Raw genomic sequence first — 23,697 nt, forward strand, 5'->3', positions numbered from 1 at the left:
GGCCGATCAACAGGAAGAACAGCAGCGACACCGACGCGTCGAAATAGGCGTGGTCGCCATGGGTGATCGTCTCGTAAAGGCTCATTGCGTAGGCAAGCGACACGCCGACCGCGATAGGCACGTCCATGTTCATGCGGCCGTGGCGCAACGCATTCCAGGCCGAGCGGAAGAAGATGCCGCCGGCGAAGGCTAGCGCGGGGATGGCGATCAGTGCCGAGACCCAGTGGAACAGGTCGCGTGTCGCGCCTTCGGCACCGGACCAGACCGAGACCGAAAGCAGCATGATGTTACCCGCCGCAAAGCCCGCAACCGCGACGGCGCGGATGAGATCCGAGAGCGTCTTGTCCTTTGCATCGATCTCGGCTTCGAACAGGTGAGCCTGATAACCTAGCCCCTCCAGCACTGTGACGAACGGTGGAACCTCGTCCCCTCGCCACCGGACCGATACCCGCTTCGTTGACAGGTTGACGCGAACGGCCTCGACGTGATCGAGTTTTCCCAACGCCGTCTCGATGGTCTGGATGCAGGCGCCGCAGTGAACAGTCGGTACGGAAAGGTCGGTCTGACGAAGATCATCGCCAAGCGATCGGCTCGCCAGCCTGATTTCCTGGCTGGATGGCAGGACCGAGGTGGCGCTGACCAAATCCAGCGCCATTTCGGCGCCCGGCGCGCAGCAGCTCATTTCAGCGCTCCATGGGAAATCATGATCCTGCGCACGTCGCGATATGGTCTTGCCAGACCGGCATCGGCGTCGATTTCGACGATCCAGACACCGTCCTTCGGCATATGCTGGGCGGCGAATTCCTGACCCGAGGCGAGGGCGAGCTGGATGGACTCATCCTCTTTCTCGTAAGCGGGATGGCGAAACAGCACCTTGACGCCGTGCAAGGGAACCGGCGTGCCGGAGGCGTCGGTGAGGCTGTAGCGGATTTCGCCCCATGCCATGGTCAGCTTGCCGGTCCAGCCGAGGGCTGCCTGCGCGCGCCCTTCCTCGGCCTTCCTGTTGAATTGCTGGCTGGCGACATAGGTGTTTTCGACGACAAGGCCGGTCCAGCTTATGTTGGCAAGCGTCGCCATCGTCAGATTGACCGCGATGACCACGCCGAAAAAGGCAAGGATGATGGCCAACATGTGCCTGCCGGTGAATTCGCGGGATTTTCGCGTGGTGGCGCTCATCTGGCGATCTCCTGTGCGTTGAATGTGGCGGTGTATTCGTTCGACTCGAAACTCGCTTTGTCCTCGACCCGAAATGTGAAGGTCTGCGCTTCGCCATGGATCTGATCAGCAGGCAGGCGCACGAAAACCTTCAACATCTTCAGCCGGTCGGGTTCGACCTGGATCGCAAAAGAGCGACCGGCGGGGAGGTCGACACCGACGATGCTCATCTCTGCGCCTGGCAAACCCCCAAGGGTGACGATGATCGTTCTTGGTTCGGGGATCATGTTCAGCAGCTTGACGGTGTAGCCATTGCGGATGGAGCCGTCGGACAGCGTCACGAATTGCGGGTTGCGGTCGTGCAAGACATTGATCTCGAGCCGGTCGCGCGTCAGCAGCGAATAGAGCAGGCCCAGGCCGATCAACGACCACATAGCCATGTACACGTATGTGCGCGGGCGAAAGATCTTGCGAATGTGGAAATGAGCCACCCTGTCCGAGAACACGCCGTCATCCGTTCTGACCAGCGACGGATTGACTGAACCGGAGCCGCCCGCGGTCGCCAGCATCATGTTGGCGTTGTAGTCGGAGAGGGTCGCGTAGGAGATCAACCCGCGCTCCTTGCCGAGCTTGTCCATGACGCCGTCGCAGGCGTCGATGCAGAGCGCGCAGGTGATGCATTCGAGCTGCTGGCCATCGCGAATGTCGATCCCCATCGGGCAGACGGCGACGCAGGCATTGCAGTCGACGCAATCGCCGACTGGCTGCCCCGCGGCCTGGACCTTCTTGGCATGACGCGTGCGCGGTTCGCCGCGCCAGTCATTGTAGGTGACGGTGAGCGAACTTTCGTCGAGCATGGCTGCCTGGATGCGCGGCCAAGGGCACATATAGGTGCAGACCTGTTCGCGCATCAGACCGCCGAACGTATAGGTCGTCGCCGTCAGCACGGCGACGGTGATATAGGCGACAGGCGCCGCGGTGCCGGTGAAAAGTTCGCCGAGCAAGGTCGGCGCATCGGCGAAATAGAAGATCCAGGCACCGCCGGTCGCCGTACCTATGATCAGCCAGATGGCGTGTTTCGATACCCGCAGTGCGAGCTTGCGAGCGCTCCAGGAGGCGGCATCGAGCTTGATGCGCGCATTCCGATCACCCTCGATGGCCCGCTCGACGACCAGGAACAGATCGACCCACACGGTCTGTGGGCATGTGTAGCCGCACCAGGCACGACCGACAGTCGACGTGATCAGGAAAAGACCGACCCCAGCCATGACCAGAAGGCCGGCCACATAGTAGAATTCCTGCGGCCATATCTCGATGAAGAAGAAGTAGAAGCGTCTGTTGGCGACATCGAGCAGCACTGCCTGGTCAGGGGCAAACGGGCCACGGTTCCACCGCAGCCACGGCGTCAGATAATAGATACCAAGCGTGACCGCCATCACCAGCCATTTGAATTGGCGAAAGCTGCCCGAGGCCCGCTTTGGGAATATCTTCTTGCGCGCGGCATACATTGGCTGGCGCACCTTGGCGGAGTTGACCGCCTCGGCTTCAAGCCTTTCTACCTGCGTATTGTCCAGCACATGCATCTCCACTCGTGCGAGCCGCAATTTGCCCATGCCTGAGCCGCCAGCGCGGGAAAGTCTTGCCGCAGGGCAGGGCCAGGCGCGTTGATGCAAGTCAAATCGGGGTGCCGGAACGCAAATCGAGGCCCGGCTGAGCCGGGCCTCGTCGCTTGGGCGGTGAAGGGAAGAGAATAGGCCCCGCTTCCTATTCTCCGCCGCCAAGCGAATGCACGTAGACCGCCAGCTCCTTGACTTTGGTCTCGCCCAGGCGCCCGCCCCAGGCCGGCATCACGCCTTGTTTCGGCGCGCGGACCTGGGCGGCGATGGCTGCCTCGCCGGACCCATAGAGCCAGATGGCATCGGTCAGATCGGGGCCGCCGAGCTCCTTGTTGCCTTTTGCATTGTCGCCATGACAGGCGACGCAACTTTCGGCGAAGACCTTGGCGCCGGGCACCACCAACGTTTGATCGCTGACGGTCTCGGACAGGCTGGCCACGTAGGCGCTGACCTGTTTGATCTGGTCGGCGGTGATGATGTCGCCAAAGGCTGGCATTTCCGAAAGGCGCGTATCCGGATCGGAAGCGAAGCGGATGCCATGCGTGACCGTCTGCTGGATCTGATCCGCCCTGCCGCCCCACAGCCAGTCGTCGTCATTAAGGTTGGGGAAGCCCTTGGAGCCCTGGGCGCCGGAGCCATGGCACTGCACACAATTGACTTTGAACGCGGCACTGCCGGCAGCGACTGCGAATTCGCGTAAGGTATCGTCCGCCGCGATCTCCGAAACACTCTTCGACTCGATCGCCGCGACATATTTTCCCTTCGCCGCTTCAGCCACCGACAGCTCGTTCTTGACTTCGTTACGGCTCGAATAGCCGAGCACGCCCTTTGTTGCCGAATGCAGCAAAGGCCATGCCGGATAGGCGATGGTGTATCCGATCGCCCAGACAATGGTGATGTAGAACGTGATGACCCACCAGCGCGGAAGCGGGTTGTTCAACTCGCGGATACCATCCCATTCGTGGCCGGTGGTTGAAACACCAGAGATTTCATCGATGTGCTCGTCGCTCATGATCACTCGTCCTCAAGGGGAATCCGGGCAGCTTCGTCGGCGAGCTTGCGGCTGCCGGGGCGTAGGGCAAAGGCGATCGCACCGACAAAGAACAGAGCCATGGCGACCAGACCCCAGCTGTCAGCGAACTCCCGCATCAAATTGTAATCCATGGATAGAAGTCCTCAGCGGTAGCCGGCGGCTTCGTCGTAGTTCTTGAAATCGACCAGCGTGCCAAGCATCTGGAGATAGGCGACGAGGGCATCCATTTCGGTGACCTGTCGCGGGTTTCCGTCGAAGTCGCCGATCTTGGCTTTGGGGTAGCGGGCTTCGAGGCCGGATGTGTCGGCGTTGGGATCAGCCTGCGCCAACAGATCGGCGTTCGCGTGTGCGATCATGTCATCGCCGTAGGGGACGCCGACACGCCGGTTGGCGACCAGGTGCGTTGAGAAGTCCTTCGCCTCGATCGGTGTGTCCTTCAGGAACGCGTAGCTCGGCATGATCGATTCAGGCACCACCGAACGAGGATCAGTGAGGTGCTCGACATGCCATAGATTGGAATAGCGGTCGCCAACCCGGGCGAGGTCCGGGCCGGTACGCTTCGATCCCCACTGGAAGGGATGGTCATACATCGACTCGGCCGCCAAGCTGTAATGCCCGTAGCGCTCGACCTCATCACGGAACGGTCGGATCATCTGGCTATGGCAGAGATAGCATCCCTCACGCACATAGATGTTGCGCCCGACGAGCTCGAGCGGCGAGTAGGGCCGCATGCCTTCGACCTTCTCGATCGTATTGTCGAGGTAGAAGAGAGGTGCGATCTCGACGATGCCACCCACGGTGACGACGAGAAGTGAACCTACGAGAAGAAGCGTGGCGTTCTTCTCGATCAGCGCGTGTTTGTCCATCAAGCCCATTTTCTGGCTCCTTATTCGGCAGGCTGAAGGGCGGGAACGGAGCCGGGCATCGGCTCTTCCTCGCGCTGGTATCCAAGGATGGTCATGGCGATGTTCCAGGCCATGATCAGGGCGCCGGAGAGGTACATGGCTCCACCGATTGCGCGCATCACATAGTAGGGGTGCATGGCGGCGACCGTTTCGGCGAAGGAGTAGACCAGGAAGCCCTGCTCGTCGTATTCGCGCCACATCAGGCCCTGCATGATGCCGGACACCCACATGACCGAGGCGTAGACGACGATCCCGAGCGTCGCCAGCCAGAAGTGCCAGGTGACCAGCCGCAGCGAATAGAGACGGTGACGGTTCCAGAGCTTCGGCACCATGTAGTAGAGCGCGCCGAACGAAATCATGCCAACCCAGCCGAGTGCGCCCGAATGGACGTGCCCGATGGTCCAGTCGGTATAATGCGACAGCGAGTTGACCGCCTTGATCGACATCATCGGACCTTCGAAGGTCGACATGCCGTAGAAGGCGATGGCCATCACCATCATGCGAATAATCGGATCGGTGCGGAGCTTGTCCCAGGCGCCCGACAGCGTCATCAGGCCGTTGATCATGCCACCCCATGACGGCATCCACAGCATGATCGAAAACACCATGCCGAGCGTCTGCGCCCAATCGGGTAGGGCGGTGTAGTGCAGGTGATGCGGCCCGGCCCAGATGTAGAGAAAGATAATTGCCCAGAAATGGACGATCGACAGGCGATAGGAATAGACCGGCCTGTTTGCCTGCTTGGGTACGAAATAATACATCATGCCGAGGAAGCCGGCAGTCAGGAAGAAGCCAACGGCGTTGTGCCCGTACCACCATTGCGTCAGGGCGTCCTGGACCCCGGAAAAGGCCGAGTAGCTCTTGGAACCCAGGAATGAGGCCGGCATCGACAGGTTGTTGACCACGTGCAGCATCGCGATGGTGACGATGAAGGAGAGGTAAAACCAGTTGGCGACGTAGATGTGCGGCTCCTTGCGTTTCAGGATCGTGCCGAGGAACAGGATGAGATAGGCGACCCAGACGATGGTCAGCCAGATATCCACATACCATTCGGGCTCGGCGTATTCGCGGCTCTCGGTAATGCCGAGCAGGTAGCCGGTCGCGGCCATAACGATGAAGAGCTGGTAGCCCCAAAACACGAACCAACCGAGATCGCCCCCGAATAGCCGGGCGCGGCAGGTGCGCTGGACGACATACAGGGACGTGCAGAGCAGCGCATTGCCGCCGAAGGCGAAGACGACGCCCGACGTATGCAATGGCCGCAGACGACCGAAGTTGAACCAGGGCTGAATGTTGAGATCGGGATAGGCAAGCTGCAGCGCAATGACGACGCCGACCAGCATACCAACGACGCCCCAGAACATGGTGGCGATGGCGCCATAGCGGATTGGCCCATCCATGTAGGCGGACGGGTCGATCGGAGCAGCCACTTTGAAATTCGTGTTGCGGATGAGGATGGCGACAAAGCCGAGCAGCACAAAGAACAGCACCCACATATGCTGCCGGAATGGCTCGTCCACACCGAACCCGGCTGCCACAAGAGCCCCAAATGTGAACAGGCCCAAAGCGAAGATTTGCGTGCCGAACTTCATGACCTGTCCCCGACCTCCGATTCCGACGCGCGGACGCCAATCCGCTTGACACCAATTCAGCAGTCGCGTTGTCGCCGCCTTGATCCATGTCAAAGCCCAGTGCTTTCGGATTGGGCAGCGTCGGTCCGCAAATGACTGGAGGTCGCCGTTGACCCGGAAGAATGGGCAGGAATCGTCGCTGTTCGAAGCAGGCGATGGAAATCCCGAACCAGCTGATCGATCCGGAGACGTGGTCCCGGCCGCGGTGATGAAGCGTGCGCACAGGGAAAAGCTGCAACTCTGCGATGCTTTGGAGAGAATTGCAGATGCCTTGCCCAGCGTCGATCGCCTGAAATGCCTCGGCACGGCCAACGCGATCGTTCCTCTGCTGCGCGACATTCATCGATACGAAGAAACGGTCATCTTCCCCGCCTACGAGGAGGCCGTGGTCGGCAGCAATGCGAACCTTGCCTCAACCCGGCGACTGCGGGCCGAACATGTAGAAGATGAATGCTTTGCCGATGAGGTGACCGAAATTCTGCTGGCCATCGGTCATGGCGAGACAGTCGAGAACCCCGAGGCCATCGGTTTCATGTTGCGCGGCCTGTTCGAGAACTTGCGCCGGCACATCGCATTTGAACGCGAACATGTCCTGCCGATGATCGGGATCGGAGACGCGAGCTAGGCGCCGGAGCGGCGCTCAAGCCGGCCAAGGCTTTCGACTTCCACATGCCGGTTGTTCTCGATCCGGATGACCCCGTCCGTTCGCAGCCTGGTCAGCTGGCGGCTGACCGTCTCGATTGTCAAGCCGAGGAAATCGGCGATGTCGGCACGCGTGAGCGGCAGATCGAAGCTCGTCGCGTTGGTGTCTGGATCAAGAGTTGGGTCAATGTTTCTGGCGATCATCAGCAGAAAGCTGGCCACCTTTTCCGAGGCACTCTTGCGTCCCAAGGTGACCATCCAATCACGCGCCTCGTCGAGTTCGTTCAGGGTCTGCCTGAGCAGGCGATGCTCGAGCTCCGGTGATTCCTTCATCATCCGTTCGATAGCGGACTTCGGAAATGAGCACAGGGACACGGCTGTTGCCGCTTCGGCGTTGATGGCGCTTTCGACCTTGAAAGGCCGCCCCAGAAAATCGGGCGCGAACTGGAGGCCCACGATCTGCTGGCGCCCGTCCGAAAGGCTCTTGGTCAGCTTTACCACACCGGACAGGACGTTTGAAAAGCTGTCGACGGTTTCAGCGTCACCCACCAGCTCCGCACCGGGCCCAACCTCTTGCTTCGACGAGGCCTTGGCCAGTCCGACCAGTTGGTCCGGGTCGAGCGCACCACAAACACCGCGATGCCGTGCCTCGCACGACTGGCAAAGCACTGGAATGCCGGCACTGTGAACGTCCTGTCTAATGGTCATTTTCATGGGCTCGAGATCAGCGTGCCGGCAAGATACCACCGCTGCCGCGAGAAAATGTTGCGTCAGTTTGTCCTTGTGGCAGGCCGCCTTGATTGAAATCAAGGTTTAGGCACTTCGCTATTTCTAGATTGCCGCTCATGCAGACTACAGCTGCCAACGACATACAAGCAAATCCGACCGTCGCGGCGGGCGAAAACGTTCCGCGCTATACGAGCTATCCGACGTCGCCGCACTTTCATGCGGGGATCGATGCCGTAGTGGTTCGCAGCTGGATGGATGCGATCGAGGGCAATGACGAGATATCGTTGTACCTGCATATTCCCTATTGCGACAAGCTGTGCTGGTTCTGCGCGTGCCATACCAAACAGACCCGTCACTACCAGCCGGTGGCTGCTTATCTTCGCTCGCTGCACGCGGAGATCGCGACGGTAGCCCGTCTTGTCAGCGGCAAGGGCCGTGTCCGCGCCGCCCACTTCGGCGGCGGCTCGCCAACCATGCTGAGACCCGACGATATGGTGGCACTGGGAACTGTCTTGCGAGACTGCTTTGACTTTCTTCCGGATGCAAGAATCAGCGTTGAGATAGAACCCAACGACATGGACGAAGCGCGCCTCGATGCGCTCGTCGAAATAGGCATGACGCGAGCGAGCCTTGGCGTGCAGGATTTCGATCCGAAAGTGCAGAAAGCGATCAACCGCGAGCAAAGCTTCTTGCAGACCAAGGCGGTCGTCGACGGCGTTCGTTCGCGCGGCGTCGAATCGGTAAATCTGGACCTGCTTTACGGCTTGCCGCATCAGACCAGTGAAAGCGTCTGTTCCACCGTGGCGCAGGCGCTGACTTTGGAACCAGACAGGATGGCGCTCTTCGGCTACGCGCATGTGCCCTGGTTCAAGAAGCACCAAACGATGATCGATGAGGCGTGGCTGCCCGGTCCCACGGAGCGGTTTGCTCAATCGCAACTGGCGGCGCGGGCGATCGTGGACCAGGGATACGAAGCAATCGGCCTCGACCATTTCGCCAAACCGGGCGATGCCCTGGCGCTCGCGGCCCGCACGGGGACCCTGCGCCGGAACTTCCAGGGTTACACGGAGGATCGCTGCGAAACATTGATCGGGCTGGGCCCATCGTCCATCAGCCAGTTTCGGCAGGGCTATGTACAGAACATGCCTTCGACCAGCGAATATGGACGCCTTGTTGCCAATGGTGGGCTGGCGGCTGTCCGCGGTATCGCTCTTTCCGACGACGACCGCGTTCGCGGCTGGATCATCGAGCGGCTGATGTGTGACTTCGCCTTCTCGGCGGTCGAACTGGTGGAGCGCTTTGGCGAAGCCGGCCAAAGCCTGCTGCTCAAGGCAAGTTCCACCGCCCTACGGGAACCCAAAAGGTTGCTTGAACTTGATGGCGACAGTTTCGTCGTGCCGGCGGAAAGTCGCCCCTTTGTCAGAAGCATCGCGGCGAAGTTCGATAAGTATTTCGAAACCGGCAAAGCCAAGCATTCGGCAGCGGTTTGAGCATCGGCTCGGGTCAGAAATGCTCCCCGGCCTTGAACGGGCCGATGCGGGTGCCTGCCGCGATCAGATAGGCGGTCGACCAGCCGATAAGCAAGAACCCGTTCACGCCCTCGAGCGCCGCCAGGACACGCCACGCGTGAGCGGGCACGATGTCGCCATAGCCGACGGTCGAAAAGGTAATGGTCGAAAAATAGAGCGCGGTTTCGAAGTCGGCGAAGATATCAAGCAACCTGTATAGGCCTGCCCAGAGCCAGACCTCCACGGTCATGACGGCAAAGAGCCCCATCACCACGCTGATCATAGCGACGATACGGCTGCGGCGTCCGTGCATACGAAACCGCGCGACCAAGTATCCCATCGCGTGCGTAACGGCGATCAGACCAAACGTGTGAACCAGGACCGTCAGGCTTATGACGATCGTGCCAATGAAGAGATTGAGAGCCATGCAACGAAATTAGGAATTCCGAGGACACTTTCCTTGCGCAAAATCAAATCTGTCGCTGGCCTTCGAGGCGCCGGCCTTGTTTCGCCAAAGCCAGCCTATTGGCTGCCGCCTGTCGTGAGGGGAGTGAGGCGAAAGAACATCGCGAGTTTCAAGCTTGTCGCTATCCGTTCGGCGCGGTCGACGAACACCGCCGCCGTTTCCGGGGCGAAGAGTTCGGCTGCCGTTTGACCGAACAGGGCCTGCCAGATCTCGAAGTCGGCCTCCGTGACATCCTTGAGCTTGAGGTGCGCCGGCACCGGTCGTCCGTGATAGTTGCCGCTCTTCAAGATGACCGAACACCAGAAGTCCGTCATTTTCTCGAGATGTGGCTCCCAATCGCCGGTGATCTCGCGTGCGAAAATCGACCCGAGCCGCTCGTCGCTCCTGACCTTGGCATAAAATTCGCGGACCAGCTTTGCGATAGATGCCCGGTCAACGCCGGTGTGGTCCAGAGGCTGTTCCGCGACGGGGCGTGCGCTATCGGCCAAATCTGATTTCAACGTCATCATGCACTCTTGTTCATGTTGTCAGGAAAATCCCAGGCGCCGAAGCGTGGCCCGCACAAGACTGGGCCGATCGCGGACCAGCCGGAAACCCAGATTGTCGGGCGGGGTGCCGACCGCGCAACCGCCGCTCTTGCCGTCGCGAATGAAGTTCGACATGTAGGTGCGGTGGAAGCCCTCCACCGCGTGCACTCCGCAATTGTCGATCGAACTCGCAACGCCCACGCCGTCGCTGGCCATGGTTGCATGGACGTAGCACGTCGAGGTCCATTCCCAGATATTGCCCGCAACATCCGCCACTCCCTTGGAGTTGATACCAAAGCCCCCCTGGCCCCTTGGTTCAGGATCCGGCTTGCGCCCAAGCGCCGTTTCGGTGCGGTATTGAGCGAGCCAACGCAGCGCCGGGTTGTTCGGGTCGCTTTCATCACTCTCTATGTCGCCCCGGAATCGTTCGCCGGCGGCATAGGCCCACTCGACGTCCGTCGGCAGCCGCCATGTCTCGCCCGTGCGGGCTGACAGCCAGGTCGCATACGCTTCGGCATCCATGTGACTCACGCCGGTAACGGGAACGTTGCCGATCTTGCGTGAGTCGGCAAGTTTGCAGACGCCATCAGCCACACAGCGGCCGTAGTCCGACACGCTTACCTGATATTTCATGATTTCCAGTGGCGTATCGATGGTTTCCCTGACGACCGGTGCCGCGACCGGATGGCTCTCCCTCAGGAATTCACCCGGTTGCGGATGGTCAAACGACCCGGTCGCAAGAACAACCAGTTCGCTTGCGCCGAGTGGCCGAGGAGACTCCGGAGAACCGCTGTCGAGCGCTTGGGACAGGCCTAGCCCGATCAGCGCTGCGGCCCCAATTGCTCCGAAGGTGAAGACAGGATCGAAGGACATGGCATCAAGCCCGCCGCGAGTGCGCCCCTTCGTCTTTGCCGAAGGGTTGCACCGAGGCTCGGATCTCCCGTCTACGAGGCAATTGCCTTGGGCGCTTCGACCTGCGTCATCAGATCGTCGTCCCAGGTTCCTTCGACCGTGAAGTGCGCGGTCGCTCCGAGTTCGACCGCCTCGATCAGATTGTGGTTCACATAGGCATAGATGCCCGGCTGCAAGAAGGTGTAGAGTGCCGAACCTGCCGACCCGCCACGGATGAACCAGGTTTCCAGATCCTTGGCCGGCGGGTTGGCGAATTTGCCCTGTTCCCAGACATAGTCGCCATGACCGCCGATCAGATGCGGTCGGGTATCGCGATTAGCCTGGGAATGGACGATCAGAACGGTTTCGCCGACCTTGGCCTTCATGGCGTTCGCGCCTGTCAGCGATCCTGCCTTGCCGTTGAACACGACATGGGTCGGGATCAGCCCGCGCATGACCTTGACGGTGTCGTCGTAGTTGTCGCCGGCCGAGTCGTACTTCTTGAATTTCCCCTGCTCGTCGCGCGGGATGTAGAAGTCGTTCTCGCCAACATAGTAGATGTGGTCGTAGCTGATCGGCTTGCCCTTGTCGTCCTTGAGGCCGTCGCGCGGCAGCACCATCACAGCCCCGCTCATACCGGACACGACGTGCCACGGGATCATCGCTCCGCCAGGCGCGCAGTGGTAGACGAAGGTTCCCGACCGGGTAGCCTTGAAGCGCAGCGTGACCTGCTCGCCGGGATTGACCAGCGTCAGTCCGCCGCCACCCAGCGCGCCAGTCGCGGCGTGGAAATCGATGTTGTGGGCGAGCGTATTCGTGTCGGGGTTGATCAGCGTGAGCTCGAGATAGTCGCCTTCATGGACAACCATCAAAGGGCCGGGGATCGAACCGTTGTAGGTCATCGCGTTGAGTTGCGTGCCGTCGGCGTCGATGACCATCGGCTTCTCCTCGATCGTCATCGTGAATTCAACGACCTTCGGGCCGCTCTTGGCGACCTGATCGTGGGCGTGGACGAATGGCGGCGCGGCCAACGTCACCTTTTCACGCGGCAACCCCGCAACTTCCTTTGCGTTTGCCACTACCGGCATTGCGCCAATCGTTGCAACCGCGGCAGCGGTAAGGACAGATCCTAACAAAGCTTCGCGTCTGGTGAGCATTTCCGTCTCCTTTGGCTTCACCCATTTGATGGCGCTAAAATAGCCTGATTGCGTGGCCCGTCTTTGCGTTGGCGCAAATCCGAATCCAGCGAAGGACAGGCCGATATGGGCCGTTTTGCACGTGGCATCGTTGGAGAGAGGCGCCCGGCCGAGTGGCGAGTTTGCCGCTTGCCCTGTTGATTGTTGCGTAACTGCGACCGTTTGGAGGGGTTGCGGAGGATTGAAACCAGTCTCCCGCCGCCGGCATGACGGTTAGCCTCTCTTCGACTTATGACATCCCCTGGCGATGAAAAATCGGGTTGGTCCCGTGACTGTGGACTTGCGGTCGCGAACCGCTACGCCTTGATGCTCAGAATCCCAGACAAGCGGACGAGCGGGCGAGCATTCAGCAACTTCGCAATGGCGCCGTGGCAGAAATCGTCCTTGGCTTCGGCGTAATCGCCGTGGTCATTATTCTCGCCGTCCATGCATGGGCGTTACGCTCACGCTTGGACTGGCCTGGCCAGCGACGCACCCATCGCAGCGACCAATTTGCGCGAGCGCAAAGAACCCACTCCTCAGGTCAGATAGTTTCGCTCCATCGGCAACGGTTGAGAGACAGAACATAAGATGCCGACGCGAGGCTTGTTTGGGCGCAGCGATTGATGCTGCCGGCGGCGCTGAGCATGCCAGCATACAGACCTTGAACTGCCCACGCCAAGCATCAAGCTGCTGGAAAAGTCCGTGGGGTACTGACCGGAAAGGGGAGCGTTCGTGAACATGAGATCCAAGCCAAGTGACACGAAAACGAAATTCGCGACTGAGGGGCGGGAAGTGATCGAAGAGTGGCCAAGCCTTATATTCAGCACTGAAGCAGTACGCGGCGCAAAAGCAGACAGTACATTGCTGCCCATGTTCATTGCTGGGCTCGTTCTGATTGTCGTCGGCGGGATAATCGTCATGGCCTTCGTGTAGGCCCACGGCAAGAAACGAGCCCCGCGGCCAGCCATCTCAGGGTCAGGACGCTCAATGCGTAATTTTGAATCCAGCATTCCGAAGGCGCCGACCACTCGGCACGAAGCACGTATCGACGTAGGCGTTGGCAGGTCGCGTCGGTTTGCCCTTTTCGCTGAATTGAGCACGGGGAGCCTCCTCATGCCTTCCGGTTCCGAGGTGCTGGCGCTCTGTGAGTGCTCCTGCAGCGATCGCACTGACCGGCTATGATGGGCTCGGCGCTATCTCGTTGGTCGATGGCGTATTTTGCCGCCGCATTATTTTTCCTGGTCGTGGCACAGGCATTGATGACGGCCGGCTATGGTTTTCCGACCGTTGCCGCGGAAGCACCCGAAAGTCTTGTGATCGTTCACATGATCACAATCGGCTGGCTCAGCCTCCTGATGGTTGGAGCGCTATTCCAGTTCGTTCCGGTGCTCGTCGCCCAGCCCCTTTGCCACGATCATTTGGCTTTGCCATCATTGATATTCCTGCTTGTCGGTCTCTTCTGCCTGCTCGCCGGGTTCCTCGAGCTTTCGGGCGCAATCGATACCGGTCTTCCCTTTCTTGTGCTTGGCGGGCTCCTCCTGCCGGCTGGGTTTGCGCTCGCAATTTGGATGCTCGCCGCCACGTTGTGGAGCCTCCGGCCGTCCAGTTTGCCATTGCCTTCGCGTTTCGTGGCCGGAGGCCTTGCTTGCATCGCGAGCACGGCCGCTTTGGGGGCTTCGTTTGCGTTTGCCCTTTCTGGCGAGATACCAGAATGGGCAGTCATCGATGTCCGGCCCCTGGCTCTTCCCATTCATGTGGCGGTGGGCTTGGGCGGCTGGCTCAGCTTCACGGCGATCGGTGTCAGCTATCGCTTGCTGCCGATGTTCATGCTTTCGCCTGACGGCGAACGCATGACGGGCCACATCGTCTGGTGGAGCGGAGCGACGGCCTTGCTCCTGCTCGCCCTGGCGGCGCTTTGGGGAGGGCCTTCCCGGGGAGACACCTTGACTATCGGTCTCGCCGCCTTGTTGGGTCTCTTTGCGATTGCTTTCTACGGCATCGATCTCGTTTTCCTTTACCGCAACCGCAAGCGCCGCGCGATCGAGTTGAACAGCAGGTCGGCAATCGGGGCATTTGCATCACTCTACCTTTCGGCTCTGCTTCTCCTCACGCTGCTGGCAACCGGAACGCTTGCACAACATGTGGGCGCGCTCGTCTATCTCGTTGCCTTCGGCTGGCTGACGGGATTGGGACTCTCCCAGCTCTATAAGATCGTGCCATTCCTGACATGGCTCGAATGCTACGGACCGGTGATGGGCAGGAAACCGACGCCGCGCGTCCAGGATCTTGTCGTCGACAGCCGCGCCAGATGGTGGTTCGCACTCTATTTCGCAGGCGTACTCGCTGGGACCGGCACACTTCTGGTCCAGGCGCCTGTTCAATTCCGCATAGCGGCAGCTGTGACGCTGATGGCTACCGCCGCAATCGTCGTGGAACTCGTTCTGGCGCGCCGCCTTATCAATGTCGCTGCCGCCTTGCGCCTGCCCGAGGGAACTTCACGCCCGCGTCTTTTCCTGCCGTCCCGGCGCTGAGCCACATAGAGGAGATTCAAATGAGTTGCCCCCACTACGATCTCGATGTTCGACCAATTCTTCGCGAAGGTGGAGAGCCTTTCAGCGCCATTATGGAAGCCGTAGTTGCACTTGCCCCCGGCCAAAGCCTGCGCTTGCTCGCTTCCTTCAAGCCGGTTCCCCTGTTCCACGTGCTCGGTGCGCAGGGATTCGCGCCTTCGGTCCGCGACATCGGAAATGGCGACTGGGAGGTGATCTTCACCCCTGCCGACGCACCCGAGGAGCCGGCCGGCCACGCAGAATCCTCGACAGCGTCCGCTGATACGGACGACGAGTGGCCGGAGCCAGTCATAGAACTCGACACTCGCGATCTCGATCCGCCCGAACCGATGGTCAGGGCGCTGCGCGGTGTAGAATGCTTGGCGCCCGACCAAACCATTGCCGTTCTGGTGCCGCGCGAACCCGTGTTTCTGTTCGACGAGCTGAAGGTCCGGGGCCACCGCTGGCGCAGTGCTTGCGAACCGGAAGGGCACTATCGCGTCGTTATCCGCTCCGGTGGACAGGCACGGACGATACCATGATCGACAAGCTAGATGGGCCTCTTACGGCTGGAGCGCGCGCATCGCTGCGCATGGTCATTGATCCCGAACTTGGAGAAAATGTTGTCGATCTCGGATTGATCTACCAGATATCAGTGGCACATGACGGGGTGGCGCGCGTTGAAATGACCACAACGACCCGCGCATGCCCGGCCGCGGGATATCTTAGGGAGGCCGTGCAGTCGGCCGTCAGGATAGTGCCTGGAATCCAAGGTGTTGACGTCCAGCTCACCTATGAACCGCCATGGAAGCCCGAGATGATGAATGCCGAGGCCAGGCGCCGGCTCGGTCTGATCGATACAGGGAGCGATGCATGAACAAGAAGCAGTCAAGCACAAGCAAGAGAACAATTATCGTCGACGGCACTCCGCTGCCGGACGTTCTCGACGAGGCCATGATCCGCGGGGTCGTCCACGGCTTCTACGAAGAAATCCGTCGCGATCAGCTGCTCGGGCCCATCTTCAATGCGGCAATCCAACCGGAGGCATGGCCGCGTCATTTGGCAAAGATGTGCGACTTCTGGTCCGCGACTCTGCTGAGGCCTCCCGCTACGAGGGCCGGCCCCTGCCGCCGCACCTATTGATACCAAGCCTTGGCGAAACGCATTTTCGGCGGTGGCTGACATTGTTTCGAACCACGGTGGAACGTGATTGCCCGCCGGAAGTTGCAGCGCTGTTTGTGGCGCGGGCTTTGCGCATCGCTCACAGCTTTCGCCTTGCTCTCGCTTTCAATCGAGGCGAGAACACCGTTGACATCGAGCCGATCCGCGAGGACAGCCTCTGACCGAGACTGGTCCTCCTCGCACTTCAGTATCCATCCTGAACCTGTCCGGGACGCCTTCAACAAGGTCGCCGCGACGCAAACACGCTCAGGCAGCGGTTATCTCTTGGGCATCCTGAGATGCTCCGTCGGCATGATGCGCGACCATTGCGCAAGGCGAGATGAGAACGGTGCCTCTTTGTCCAAGCGCAACGAGCAACACGCACCGCGGCGGCAATGTGTTTACTTCCAAGCTGGGACAACTGGCATGAAACCGCGGTTCAATGACGACGCAACAATGGACGCAATTATGCGAGGCTGGCCAGCGACCAACAGGGTCATTCTCCAACTCGGCATGCTTTGCGTCGGCTGCCCGATTGCCTCGTTCCACACAATATCCGACGCAGCACACGAGCACGGCCTGAGAGAGGAACTGCTGCGCAGCGAGCTCCAGGCCGCGATCGATCGAAAAGACGCGAATTAGTTTTTGTCCGTGCGCCCTTCGGCGAGTACGAGCAGGCGGTGCGGCTCGACAACGGTCACCTTCTGGCGCCCGCTTTTGACCAGACCCTTTTCCTCCCACGACGAGAGCAGCCGGCTCACCGTATGGAGCGTCGTTCCTGTCATCTCGGCGATATCCTGGCGTGAAATTGGGAAATCGATCAGGATACCTTCCTCGGTCTTCCTGCCTGTCTGCTTAACCAGCTTGAGCAAGGCATGGGCGACGCGTTGATCGACCTGTTCGGTGGACATCTCGATGACACGTGTGTGGGCGTCTTGCAGCCTGCTCCCCACGGTCTTGTAGGTGCTGGCGCCAAAACTCGGGAAAGCATCGGCGAATTTCGACCAGAAATGGCCTGGCCAGGCAAGCACGACGCAATCGACGGCGCAGATTGCACTGGCCGGATAAGTGGTGAGGCCTATCGCGTGGGCGATGCCCATTAGTTCGCCGGGGCTAATGTACCGCACGGTTATCTCTTGCCCATCGGCTGTTGTTTTCACGACACGGACGTGTCCATCGAGCAGCAAGAAAAAAGCGTGCGCTTCCTGCTCCTGCTCGAACACCGGCTGGTCCTTGGCAATCCGCAACGACCGGGCTTGGCCGATCATGAAGTCAAGATCCGTCGGGGCTATGCCCTGAAAGGCAGACAGCCCGGCAATCAGCGAGCGATCCAGGCGACTCAACTGCATTTCCCCCTTCCGAGTTTTGACTGTGATCAGTCCGTGTTTTCCGGCCACACAATGTCATGGGCGACCAACGCGCGGCAAGTGGCAGTTGCCGCGGCCTCTTCTCTTCGATTCTCAAATCGAGTTTGCGCTGCGTCAAAGTCCCAACACCGGAGCCGGCCTAAAAGAACCGCAGCGGTGAACACCGTCGACAATAATCGGACCGAAAGGCAAGATCATGAGATACGCAACCATCGTCGCCGCGCTCGCGGCGACAGTATTGGCCGGGGCCGCCCAGGCGGCCGATCACCAGGTCCAGATGCTCAACAAGGGCGAGAAAGGCGTTATGGTCTTCCAGCCCGACTTCGTCCAGGCAGCACCTGGCGACACCGTCACCTTCGTGCCGACCGACAAGGGCCACGATGCTGAAAGCATCAAGGGCATGCTCCCGGATGGTGTCGAGCCCTTCAAGGGCAAGGCCGGCGAACAGATCACGGTCAAGCTCGACAAAGAGGGCCTCTACGGCGTGAAATGCACGCCTCACTACGGGATGGGTATGGTGGCCCTGATCGTCGTCGGCAAACCGGTCAACCTCGAACAGGCCACAACCGTCAAGCAGCCGGGCAAGGCGAAGAAGGTGTTCGAGGCCTTGCTGGCTCAAGTTCCAGCAGGCAATTGAAGGCCGAGAATATCTCGCTTTGAAAATCACGGGAACCTTGCGGCAGACACAACCTGCCCGGGGTTTCCATCTTTGAAATGCACGCCATGGCAATTCCACGCACGCGGCCGGGCGCCTATCCGGCGGTTCTGTCTTACGGTTTCCGGCCGTTCTTTCTTCTCGGCTCGCTCTATGCTGGAGCGGCTATCCTGTTGTGGCTGCCCTTGTTTTACGGCCGCCTCGAAACCTTCAGCGTCTTCCAGCCAATCGATTGGCATGTCCACGAGATGCTGTTTGGCTATCTTGCGGCGGTCGTGACCGGGTTCCTGCTGACCGCCATTCCGAACTGGACCGGACGGCTGCCGGTGCAAGGCCTGCCCCTTCTGGCACTCGTCCTTTTGTGGCTTGCGGGTCGCTTCGCCGTATTCCTTTCGGTCGAGACCGGCTGGCTCGTCGGAGCCGCGATCGACTGCGCCTTCCTCCTGGCTGTCGCCACCGCCGCCGCGACCGAAATCATCGCGGGTCGAAACTGGCGAAACCTCAAGGTGCTGCTGCCTGTTGCCGTGCTTCTGGCAGCCAACGTGATGTTTCATGCCGAAGCGCACTACGGAGGCGTCTCGGATATAAGCCGCCGGCTCGGGCTCGCTGCCGCAGTCGTTCTCATCATGATCATAGGCGGACGGATTGTTCCCAGTTTCACCCGCAATTGGTTGGCGCGCGAAAATCCAGGACGCCTGCCCGCCCCATTCAGCCGTTTCGACGTCGTGACGATCGCTCTTTCCGGGACCGCATTAATGGCATGGGCTGTTTTTCCCGGGAGCGCCTGGACGTGCGCAATGCTGATTGCCGGGGCAGTCCTCAACACTATCCGGATCACACGCTGGGCTGGCTATCGCACGTTGCGTGATCCGCTGGTGCTGATCCTGCACGTTGCGTTCGCCTTTGTGCCACTCGGCTTTCTTCTCGCCGGCCTGGCAATCATCCTTCCCGAGACGATCCCACCGGTCGCAGGCATTCACGCCTTTGGCGTGGGAGCGGTGGCCTGCATGACGCTCGCCGTCATGACCCGCGCCACGCTTGGACATACAGGCCGCGAATTGCGGGCTAGCATCGGGATATGCACGATCTTTGTCGTGATCGTACTTGCCGCCGTTTTTCGCCTTTGTGCGGCGTTCGCACCTGGGGAAGCGATGCTCCTTCACATATCGGCCGCCCTATGGGTGGCAGCTTTTCTTGGCTTTGCGATCCTGTTTGGCAGCATGCTCGTTCGACCAAAATTGCGGGCGCGACAACCGACCAAAGCGCCCGTTTGACGCCTGGCTGCTGGTACGACCAGCCGCATGCGGGCTCCGCCACAATGGCGAGATCATCAAGCCTGCCGCTCCTCGATGTACCTCAAAGTAGCCAGGCGCCTGATCGCGCTCGTTGCAAGGATTTGTGCTCGGTCGCGGTCGGCCTGCGAGGCGAGGGTGTCGCCCGTATTGACGTAAGACTCGGCCGCGAATTCGCAGAATGCATCCAGGGAACCAGGCGGCCGGCTTCCGATCGAGTTGGTTGTTCCGAGCGGAGAGGCAATGAGCTGTTGTGCAAGATTTCGCGCCTCCGCCGCCAGATCGCAAAACACTGGCCTGTCATCTTCCCTTCGAAACCGAGCATACGCGTCGAGACGGGTCGCGATCTGTTCCTCCATCGCCGCAAAATCCCGGGAGCCGGCAGGCGCTGCTCCCGACTCACGATTGGAAAGGAATGCACGCCGGCGTTCAACTCGCGGAATACGGGCGTGCTCCAGTTTCCCCCTCGCCATCTGCTCGGCGGTGGATTGGACTTCCGTTAAGGTCGCGTTCGCGGCCACGTCCGACCAAAAAGCAAAGGCGCGCTCTTCGTTTCCGACTGCCATCGCGAACGAATGGTAAGCGTCGATAAATTCCGAAGATGCCACGGCCGCATTCTCGTCGTCGAAGGCGCCTTTCGGCGCCCATCGCAACGGGCTGGGATCCGGAACCTCGCCACTGGATTGCCGGGACCAGCGAATGACGTTTTCGATGTGCCTGCTTCTTCGTTGACAAGGCGCTCGAAGACCTCGGCCAGTCTGGCCTGGCCGCCAGCGCGCATTCGCGCTTCCAGTTCCGTGTACCTTTCGGCAGGCGGATGCCGACCATCGGCTGGAATCTGCTTAGGCGCACTAGACCCTGATGCGCGCCCACCATGCCGCGGGGAGCTGACAGATTTTCTGGCGGGCACCGCGCGAGCTGATCCTGGGTGGCGACCGAACCGTCCGCTTGACCGTTTACAAGGTCATCATGGCAGCGGAATCGGCTACGATCGGCTCGGCACCGATCAGTTCCAGACAATAGGGCACCGCAGGAAAGACCGCGTTTAGACACACCTCGATCGAGGCCGGCTTTCCCGGCAAATTTACAATCAGCGAACGGCCGCGCACGCCTGCGGTCTGGCGCGACAGGATGGCTGTCCGGACTTGCCGCAAGCTCGTCTGTCGCATGAGCTCGCCGAAACCGAGAAGCTCCTTGGTGATGACCTGCTGCATGGCCTCTGGGGTCAGATCTCTCGGGGAGGGGCCGGTCCCGCCGGTTGTCAGGATCAGATCAACGCCGCGCTGGTCGCACAGGTCGATAAGCACGTCGCGGACGCTCTCCAGTCCGTCGGGCACGCTGCGACGGATGAAGGTGCACGGCGACTTTACCACCTGGCGAAGCCAACTTTCGATGGCTGGCCCGCTAAGATCTTCGTAGTCGCCGCGGCTTGCACGGTCCGATACGGTCACGATTGCGATCTGGGTCATTTTTCCGTCAAAGTCCGCCTTCCCGGCTTGCCATGGAAGTATCCGTCGACCAGCGACCCGGGCAGATCAAGGCAAGAGAGGACAAAGCGAGCACCCTTGGGATCCTCGATCCCGTCTAGAAGCGATTTGTAGGTCTTCGCCACCTCGACCATGTCGCAAGTGTGGGGAGACAGGCGGATGCGGCCGACGCCTTTCGAGGTGAGATCGGTGGGTGCGGGGCAGAAGGCCTGCATCTGGTTAGAGAGAGTTTGCACGCCATTGACCGCCAGGAAAGGCTGGTCGTCGAGGGTTTCGACTGCCAGGCCATCCGGGTCTTTTTCGCAGGTGAACTGGCAGGAATCCTTGTGCAGGCCATGAATGCGGGCGTGGTAACATCGGCCCGACAGTGCAAGCGGCAGCCGGCCGAAGACGAAGACCTCGAACTCCGCGCCGGGACACGCGCCGGCCATCCCACCGACCGCGGCAAGCGACAATTCCACAGGCGGACATATCGTTTGGGCGCCGAGTTCGATCAGATATTGCGCTGATGCCTCGTTGTAGACGTTCAGGAAAGGACCGGTCACGAACGGCTTGCCTGAGCGTGACGGCAGGGCCGTGACATCGTTGACTTCGACCAGCCGTTCGTCGGTGCAGAGATCTTCGACGCTTCGGCGTTCGCGAACAGTCGCCGGGGCTGCCAGTGTGGACAGCACGACTTGCTTTCCGGCACGCTCAAGGCGTTCAATGATCTCAGGCCATGCAGGATCGGAAAACGGCATTCTCTTGCCACAGACGACCTCGCCGACGTGAACCCGGTCGATCGGAGCCTCGTCTGCTATCCTGCGGTAGAAATCCGAGAGGCGATCCGGCGACCAATGAAAGAAGACCGGTCCAAGCGTCAACGCGATTCCAGACACGAGCCTATCTCCATTTCTTGTTGTAAGCTCCTGCCGTCTGCCGGGCGCCTTCCGACTGGCCTGCAAGTATCCGATCGATCTCGATCGCATCGCCACCTTGCTCGACGGCGTCCACGGCCTTCCTGAAAGCGCGCACGACTTCTGTAACGTAGCCTCTGCCGCGCTGACGGCCTTCGATCTTCAAGGCAGTCACGCCGGCCGCTTTCAAGCCTGCGATCATCCCGCCAGCATTCAGGCTGACAGGATCCTCGAACAAATAGGAAGTCTTGCCGCTCGCGGTGAACCTGCCCTTGCACAAGGTGGGGTAGCCCACTGGTTCGCCGGGCTCATAGCGGTCGATCGTGAAGCCCGAAAGTCGTGCGACCGTGCTGTTGGCTTCATCATCGTAGGTTACCATTTCCGGTGGCGAACAGACGCCGTTGAGATTGGGCGATTTTCCCGTCGCGTACGAAGAGAGATAGCAACGGCCTTCGATCATCACGCAAAGACCGCCGAACACGAATGCTTCCGTTTCCACGTCGATCAGACGATTGAGTGCGGTAATTTCCTGGACCGAAAGCACCCGCGGCAGCACGACGCGGCGAACGCCGAACCTGCTCGCATAGAATCCGATTGCCTCGGGCGTTGCCGCCGCAGCCTGGACGGAAAGATGAAGTCGCGTTGGCCCATGGTTTTTCGCGACGTGATCGAGGACGGCAATGTCGGCGGCGATGATGGCATTCGCGCCACATTCGGCCGCCGTATCGGCTGCCTTCTTCCAAAGGTCGACATCATTGACTCGCGCGAAGGTGTTGATGGCCACCATAACCTTGCTGCCGTGGTCATGTGCGTAGCGAACGCCCTCCGCCAGTTCGGCTGCGGAGAAATTGAGGCCGGGAAAATTCCGGGCGTTCGTTTCGTCGCGAAATCCGCAGTAGACGGCGTCCGCTCCTGCCTGAACGGCTGCCCTCAACGTAGCGGGCGTTCCGGCCGGGCAGACAAGTTCCATGCGACCACTTGTCATGCCTCTGGTGCTTTGCGTCTGGAGTTGCGGTCGGCCATTTGGCGCATGACACTGAGCGCACCGAGAATTCCCGTATCTGCGAGACGAGCCAGCGCGCCGCGCAAGCCGAGCAGATCCGCCGGGCGAAGCTCGGCGTCCTCGATCGTGTTCCTCAGCGCGAGCACCGCTTCTGTGCGGCCGCTGATCGAGATGATCCGGCTGAAGAAAAGTGCGTCGCCATCAAGCGTGCCGTCGAGCACGCTCAACAGTGTCAGGATAGGCCCCCTGATCAGGACGCTTGACGCCGCAGCCTCATTTTTCCTCACGACGCGGACGATGGACCGCTCTCCATCCGGCACGACGGCAAATGCGAAGGCGAGGTCGATTGGGTCGATGAAATAGCAAGCTGTTCGATGTTCGCCCAAGCGGTCGAACAATCGAGGCTGTCGCCCGGCCAAAGAGCGCAAGGACAGCGTGAGCAGCGGCCCAAGTGGCAAGCCGGCGAAGGCCGGGAAAAGATGGCGAACAACCGCCGCCAATCTCGGTTCCGTGTTTTCCGTCACCATTCAGTGCACCCTGTCCATATGGAGGAAGTTCAAGCGAATTTTGCAGCGGGTTACCAGTTGCGTCCGTCCCTGAGCAGATCTGCGAAATTCTGGCTGTTCGGACAGAAATCCTGATAGTGGCTTTCGAAATCGAAGGCGGCCAGATGACCATGACACTGGCGGCGATGGGGGCAGGTGATGCAGGTGCATGACATGAAACAGTGCGCTTGCCGCGATTGAAAATTGTCCGGGTCGACGCCGACTGAACGCATCGCCGAAGAAAGCAAGTCTTCCGAGGCGTATGGCAAGCGCATAGCATCGTCGAATTCACTTCGCGACAGACGGATGTCATTCAGAATGCCCGTGCATTCATCCCAACCCATTGCCCAAAATTCTCTCTTCGCTGCCCTGCTCCGCCGACGGTCCGCAAGAAGGGAAATTACGGACCGCCAAGCTCCGACAGTTTCGCCGATGAGATTGGCTCCCATGTGAAGTCCCCC

At 60.3% G+C, this 23,697-nt stretch carries 30 protein-coding genes; 10 read left to right on the forward strand and 20 right to left on the reverse strand.

Annotation, left to right across the window (positions count from 1 at the left end; translation table 11 throughout):
* From NKH02_RS02495 to ccoN, 7 genes are all read right to left on the reverse strand, one after another.
* Positions 1–682 (reverse strand): heavy-metal-associated domain-containing protein (locus NKH02_RS02495; protein WP_352876090.1); only part of this gene is annotated, 682 nt, incomplete at its 3' end.
* A complete protein-coding gene (locus NKH02_RS02500) occupies positions 679–1,176 on the reverse strand; it encodes a FixH family protein (protein WP_352873321.1) in 498 nt (165 codons plus the stop codon). The genes NKH02_RS02495 and NKH02_RS02500, both read right to left, overlap by 4 nt.
* The gene (gene ccoG, locus NKH02_RS02505; protein ID WP_502913770.1) at positions 1,173–2,738 is read right to left on the reverse strand and encodes a cytochrome c oxidase accessory protein CcoG; all 1,566 of its coding nucleotides are present in this window, start codon (positions 2,736–2,738) and stop codon (positions 1,173–1,175) included. The genes NKH02_RS02500 and ccoG overlap by 4 nt, the downstream gene beginning before the upstream one ends.
* Before the next feature lie 181 nt (positions 2,739–2,919).
* Positions 2,920–3,783 (reverse strand): cytochrome-c oxidase, cbb3-type subunit III, encoded by an 864-nt coding sequence (gene ccoP, locus NKH02_RS02510; RefSeq protein ID WP_352876094.1) that lies wholly within the window; start codon positions 3,781–3,783, stop codon positions 2,920–2,922.
* A gap of 2 nt (positions 3,784–3,785) precedes the next feature.
* The gene (locus tag NKH02_RS02515; RefSeq protein ID WP_023759205.1) at positions 3,786–3,935 is read right to left on the reverse strand and encodes a CcoQ/FixQ family Cbb3-type cytochrome c oxidase assembly chaperone; all 150 of its coding nucleotides are present in this window, start codon (positions 3,933–3,935) and stop codon (positions 3,786–3,788) included.
* Between the two features lie 12 nt (positions 3,936–3,947).
* Positions 3,948–4,679 (reverse strand): cytochrome-c oxidase, cbb3-type subunit II, encoded by a 732-nt coding sequence (gene ccoO / locus NKH02_RS02520; protein WP_352876097.1) that lies wholly within the window; start codon positions 4,677–4,679, stop codon positions 3,948–3,950.
* 11 nt (positions 4,680–4,690) lie between these two features.
* Entirely contained in the window at positions 4,691–6,301 is a 1,611-nt protein-coding gene (ccoN, locus tag NKH02_RS02525) for a cytochrome-c oxidase, cbb3-type subunit I (protein WP_352873327.1), read from the reverse strand.
* Between the two features lie 247 nt (positions 6,302–6,548).
* Between ccoN and NKH02_RS02530 the strand changes: the two genes are divergently transcribed.
* Complete coding sequence (locus NKH02_RS02530) at positions 6,549–6,965, forward strand: hemerythrin domain-containing protein (protein WP_352876399.1); 417 nt, start codon at positions 6,549–6,551, stop codon at positions 6,963–6,965.
* On the opposite strand, the gene NKH02_RS02535 is transcribed toward NKH02_RS02530, so the two are convergent.
* On the reverse strand, positions 6,962–7,690 hold the full coding sequence (locus tag NKH02_RS02535; protein ID WP_352873329.1) for a Crp/Fnr family transcriptional regulator: 729 nt from the start codon (positions 7,688–7,690) through the stop codon (positions 6,962–6,964). The two genes, NKH02_RS02530 and NKH02_RS02535, sit on opposite strands and share 4 nt — an antisense overlap.
* A gap of 137 nt (positions 7,691–7,827) precedes the next feature.
* On the opposite strand from NKH02_RS02535, the gene hemN reads away from it, so the two are divergent.
* Positions 7,828–9,201: an oxygen-independent coproporphyrinogen III oxidase gene (hemN, locus tag NKH02_RS02540; protein ID WP_352876099.1), complete on the forward strand. Its 1,374-nt coding sequence runs from the start codon at positions 7,828–7,830 to the stop codon at positions 9,199–9,201.
* A gap of 13 nt (positions 9,202–9,214) precedes the next feature.
* On the opposite strand, the gene NKH02_RS02545 is transcribed toward hemN, so the two are convergent.
* The 5 genes from NKH02_RS02545 to NKH02_RS02565 all read right to left on the reverse strand — a co-directional run bounded on the left by NKH02_RS02545 (position 9,215) and on the right by NKH02_RS02565 (position 12,727).
* Complete coding sequence (locus NKH02_RS02545; RefSeq protein WP_352873333.1) at positions 9,215–9,646, reverse strand: potassium channel family protein; 432 nt, start codon at positions 9,644–9,646, stop codon at positions 9,215–9,217.
* A 95-nt stretch (positions 9,647–9,741) separates the two neighbouring features.
* A complete protein-coding gene (locus NKH02_RS02550; protein ID WP_352873344.1) occupies positions 9,742–10,191 on the reverse strand; it encodes a group III truncated hemoglobin in 450 nt (149 codons plus the stop codon).
* A gap of 21 nt (positions 10,192–10,212) precedes the next feature.
* A complete protein-coding gene (locus NKH02_RS02555; protein ID WP_352873335.1) occupies positions 10,213–11,085 on the reverse strand; it encodes an SUMF1/EgtB/PvdO family nonheme iron enzyme in 873 nt (290 codons plus the stop codon).
* Between the two features lie 71 nt (positions 11,086–11,156).
* Complete coding sequence (gene nirK, locus NKH02_RS02560; protein ID WP_352873337.1) at positions 11,157–12,260, reverse strand: copper-containing nitrite reductase; 1,104 nt, start codon at positions 12,258–12,260, stop codon at positions 11,157–11,159.
* A 335-nt stretch (positions 12,261–12,595) separates the two neighbouring features.
* Complete coding sequence (locus NKH02_RS02565; RefSeq protein ID WP_352876101.1) at positions 12,596–12,727, reverse strand: hypothetical protein; 132 nt, start codon at positions 12,725–12,727, stop codon at positions 12,596–12,598.
* A gap of 286 nt (positions 12,728–13,013) precedes the next feature.
* Between NKH02_RS02565 and NKH02_RS02570 the strand changes: the two genes are divergently transcribed.
* From NKH02_RS02570 to NKH02_RS02595, 6 genes are all read left to right on the forward strand, one after another.
* Complete coding sequence (locus NKH02_RS02570; protein ID WP_352876103.1) at positions 13,014–13,214, forward strand: hypothetical protein; 201 nt, start codon at positions 13,014–13,016, stop codon at positions 13,212–13,214.
* A 245-nt stretch (positions 13,215–13,459) separates the two neighbouring features.
* Positions 13,460–14,812: a hypothetical protein gene (locus NKH02_RS02575; protein ID WP_352876104.1), complete on the forward strand. Its 1,353-nt coding sequence runs from the start codon at positions 13,460–13,462 to the stop codon at positions 14,810–14,812.
* A gap of 20 nt (positions 14,813–14,832) precedes the next feature.
* On the forward strand, positions 14,833–15,372 hold the full coding sequence (locus tag NKH02_RS02580) for a DUF2249 domain-containing protein (protein ID WP_352876107.1): 540 nt from the start codon (positions 14,833–14,835) through the stop codon (positions 15,370–15,372).
* Entirely contained in the window at positions 15,369–15,707 is a 339-nt protein-coding gene (locus NKH02_RS02585; protein ID WP_352876109.1) for a metal-sulfur cluster assembly factor, read from the forward strand. Before NKH02_RS02580 ends, NKH02_RS02585 begins: the two co-directional genes overlap by 4 nt.
* Positions 15,704–15,973, forward strand: a complete 270-nt coding sequence (locus tag NKH02_RS02590; protein WP_352876111.1) for a group III truncated hemoglobin — start codon at positions 15,704–15,706, stop codon at positions 15,971–15,973. Before NKH02_RS02585 ends, NKH02_RS02590 begins: the two co-directional genes overlap by 4 nt.
* A gap of 444 nt (positions 15,974–16,417) precedes the next feature.
* The gene (locus NKH02_RS02595; protein ID WP_352876112.1) at positions 16,418–16,633 is read left to right on the forward strand and encodes a DUF1858 domain-containing protein; all 216 of its coding nucleotides are present in this window, start codon (positions 16,418–16,420) and stop codon (positions 16,631–16,633) included.
* Here the strand turns inward: NKH02_RS02595 and NKH02_RS02600 are convergent.
* A complete protein-coding gene (locus tag NKH02_RS02600; protein WP_352876401.1) occupies positions 16,630–17,334 on the reverse strand; it encodes a Crp/Fnr family transcriptional regulator in 705 nt (234 codons plus the stop codon). The genes NKH02_RS02595 and NKH02_RS02600 overlap by 4 nt on opposite strands.
* A 220-nt stretch (positions 17,335–17,554) precedes the next feature.
* Here NKH02_RS02600 and NKH02_RS02605 point away from each other — a divergent pair, with 220 nt between their 5' ends.
* A complete protein-coding gene (locus tag NKH02_RS02605) occupies positions 17,555–17,995 on the forward strand; it encodes a pseudoazurin (RefSeq protein WP_352873339.1) in 441 nt (146 codons plus the stop codon).
* Between the two features lie 86 nt (positions 17,996–18,081).
* Positions 18,082–19,287 carry an NnrS family protein gene (locus tag NKH02_RS02610; RefSeq protein ID WP_352876114.1) on the forward strand — a complete coding sequence of 402 codons (1,206 nt, stop codon included), beginning with the start codon at positions 18,082–18,084 and terminating at the stop codon, positions 19,285–19,287.
* 56 nt (positions 19,288–19,343) lie between these two features.
* Here the strand turns inward: NKH02_RS02610 and NKH02_RS02615 are convergent, their stop codons facing one another.
* From NKH02_RS02615 to NKH02_RS02640, 6 genes are all read right to left on the reverse strand, one after another.
* Complete coding sequence (locus NKH02_RS02615; protein WP_352876116.1) at positions 19,344–19,913, reverse strand: hypothetical protein; 570 nt, start codon at positions 19,911–19,913, stop codon at positions 19,344–19,346.
* A 348-nt stretch (positions 19,914–20,261) separates the two neighbouring features.
* Entirely contained in the window at positions 20,262–20,774 is a 513-nt protein-coding gene (gene mog / locus NKH02_RS02620; protein ID WP_352876118.1) for a molybdopterin adenylyltransferase, read from the reverse strand.
* Positions 20,771–21,670: a ubiquinone anaerobic biosynthesis protein UbiV gene (ubiV, locus tag NKH02_RS02625; protein WP_352876119.1), complete on the reverse strand. Its 900-nt coding sequence runs from the start codon at positions 21,668–21,670 to the stop codon at positions 20,771–20,773. The genes mog and ubiV overlap by 4 nt, the downstream gene beginning before the upstream one ends.
* A 4-nt stretch (positions 21,671–21,674) precedes the next feature.
* A complete protein-coding gene (gene ubiU, locus NKH02_RS02630; protein WP_352876121.1) occupies positions 21,675–22,658 on the reverse strand; it encodes a ubiquinone anaerobic biosynthesis protein UbiU in 984 nt (327 codons plus the stop codon).
* 11 nt (positions 22,659–22,669) lie between these two features.
* Complete coding sequence (ubiT, locus tag NKH02_RS34500) at positions 22,670–23,218, reverse strand: ubiquinone anaerobic biosynthesis accessory factor UbiT (protein WP_502913766.1); 549 nt, start codon at positions 23,216–23,218, stop codon at positions 22,670–22,672.
* A gap of 50 nt (positions 23,219–23,268) precedes the next feature.
* A complete protein-coding gene (locus tag NKH02_RS02640; protein WP_352876124.1) occupies positions 23,269–23,685 on the reverse strand; it encodes a hypothetical protein in 417 nt (138 codons plus the stop codon).
* Between the last annotated feature and the right edge of the window lie 12 nt (positions 23,686–23,697).

Origin of the sequence: Mesorhizobium sp. M1396, from assembly GCF_040317725.1 — a bacterium.
Classification (GTDB): Bacteria; Pseudomonadota; Alphaproteobacteria; order Rhizobiales; family Rhizobiaceae; genus Mesorhizobium.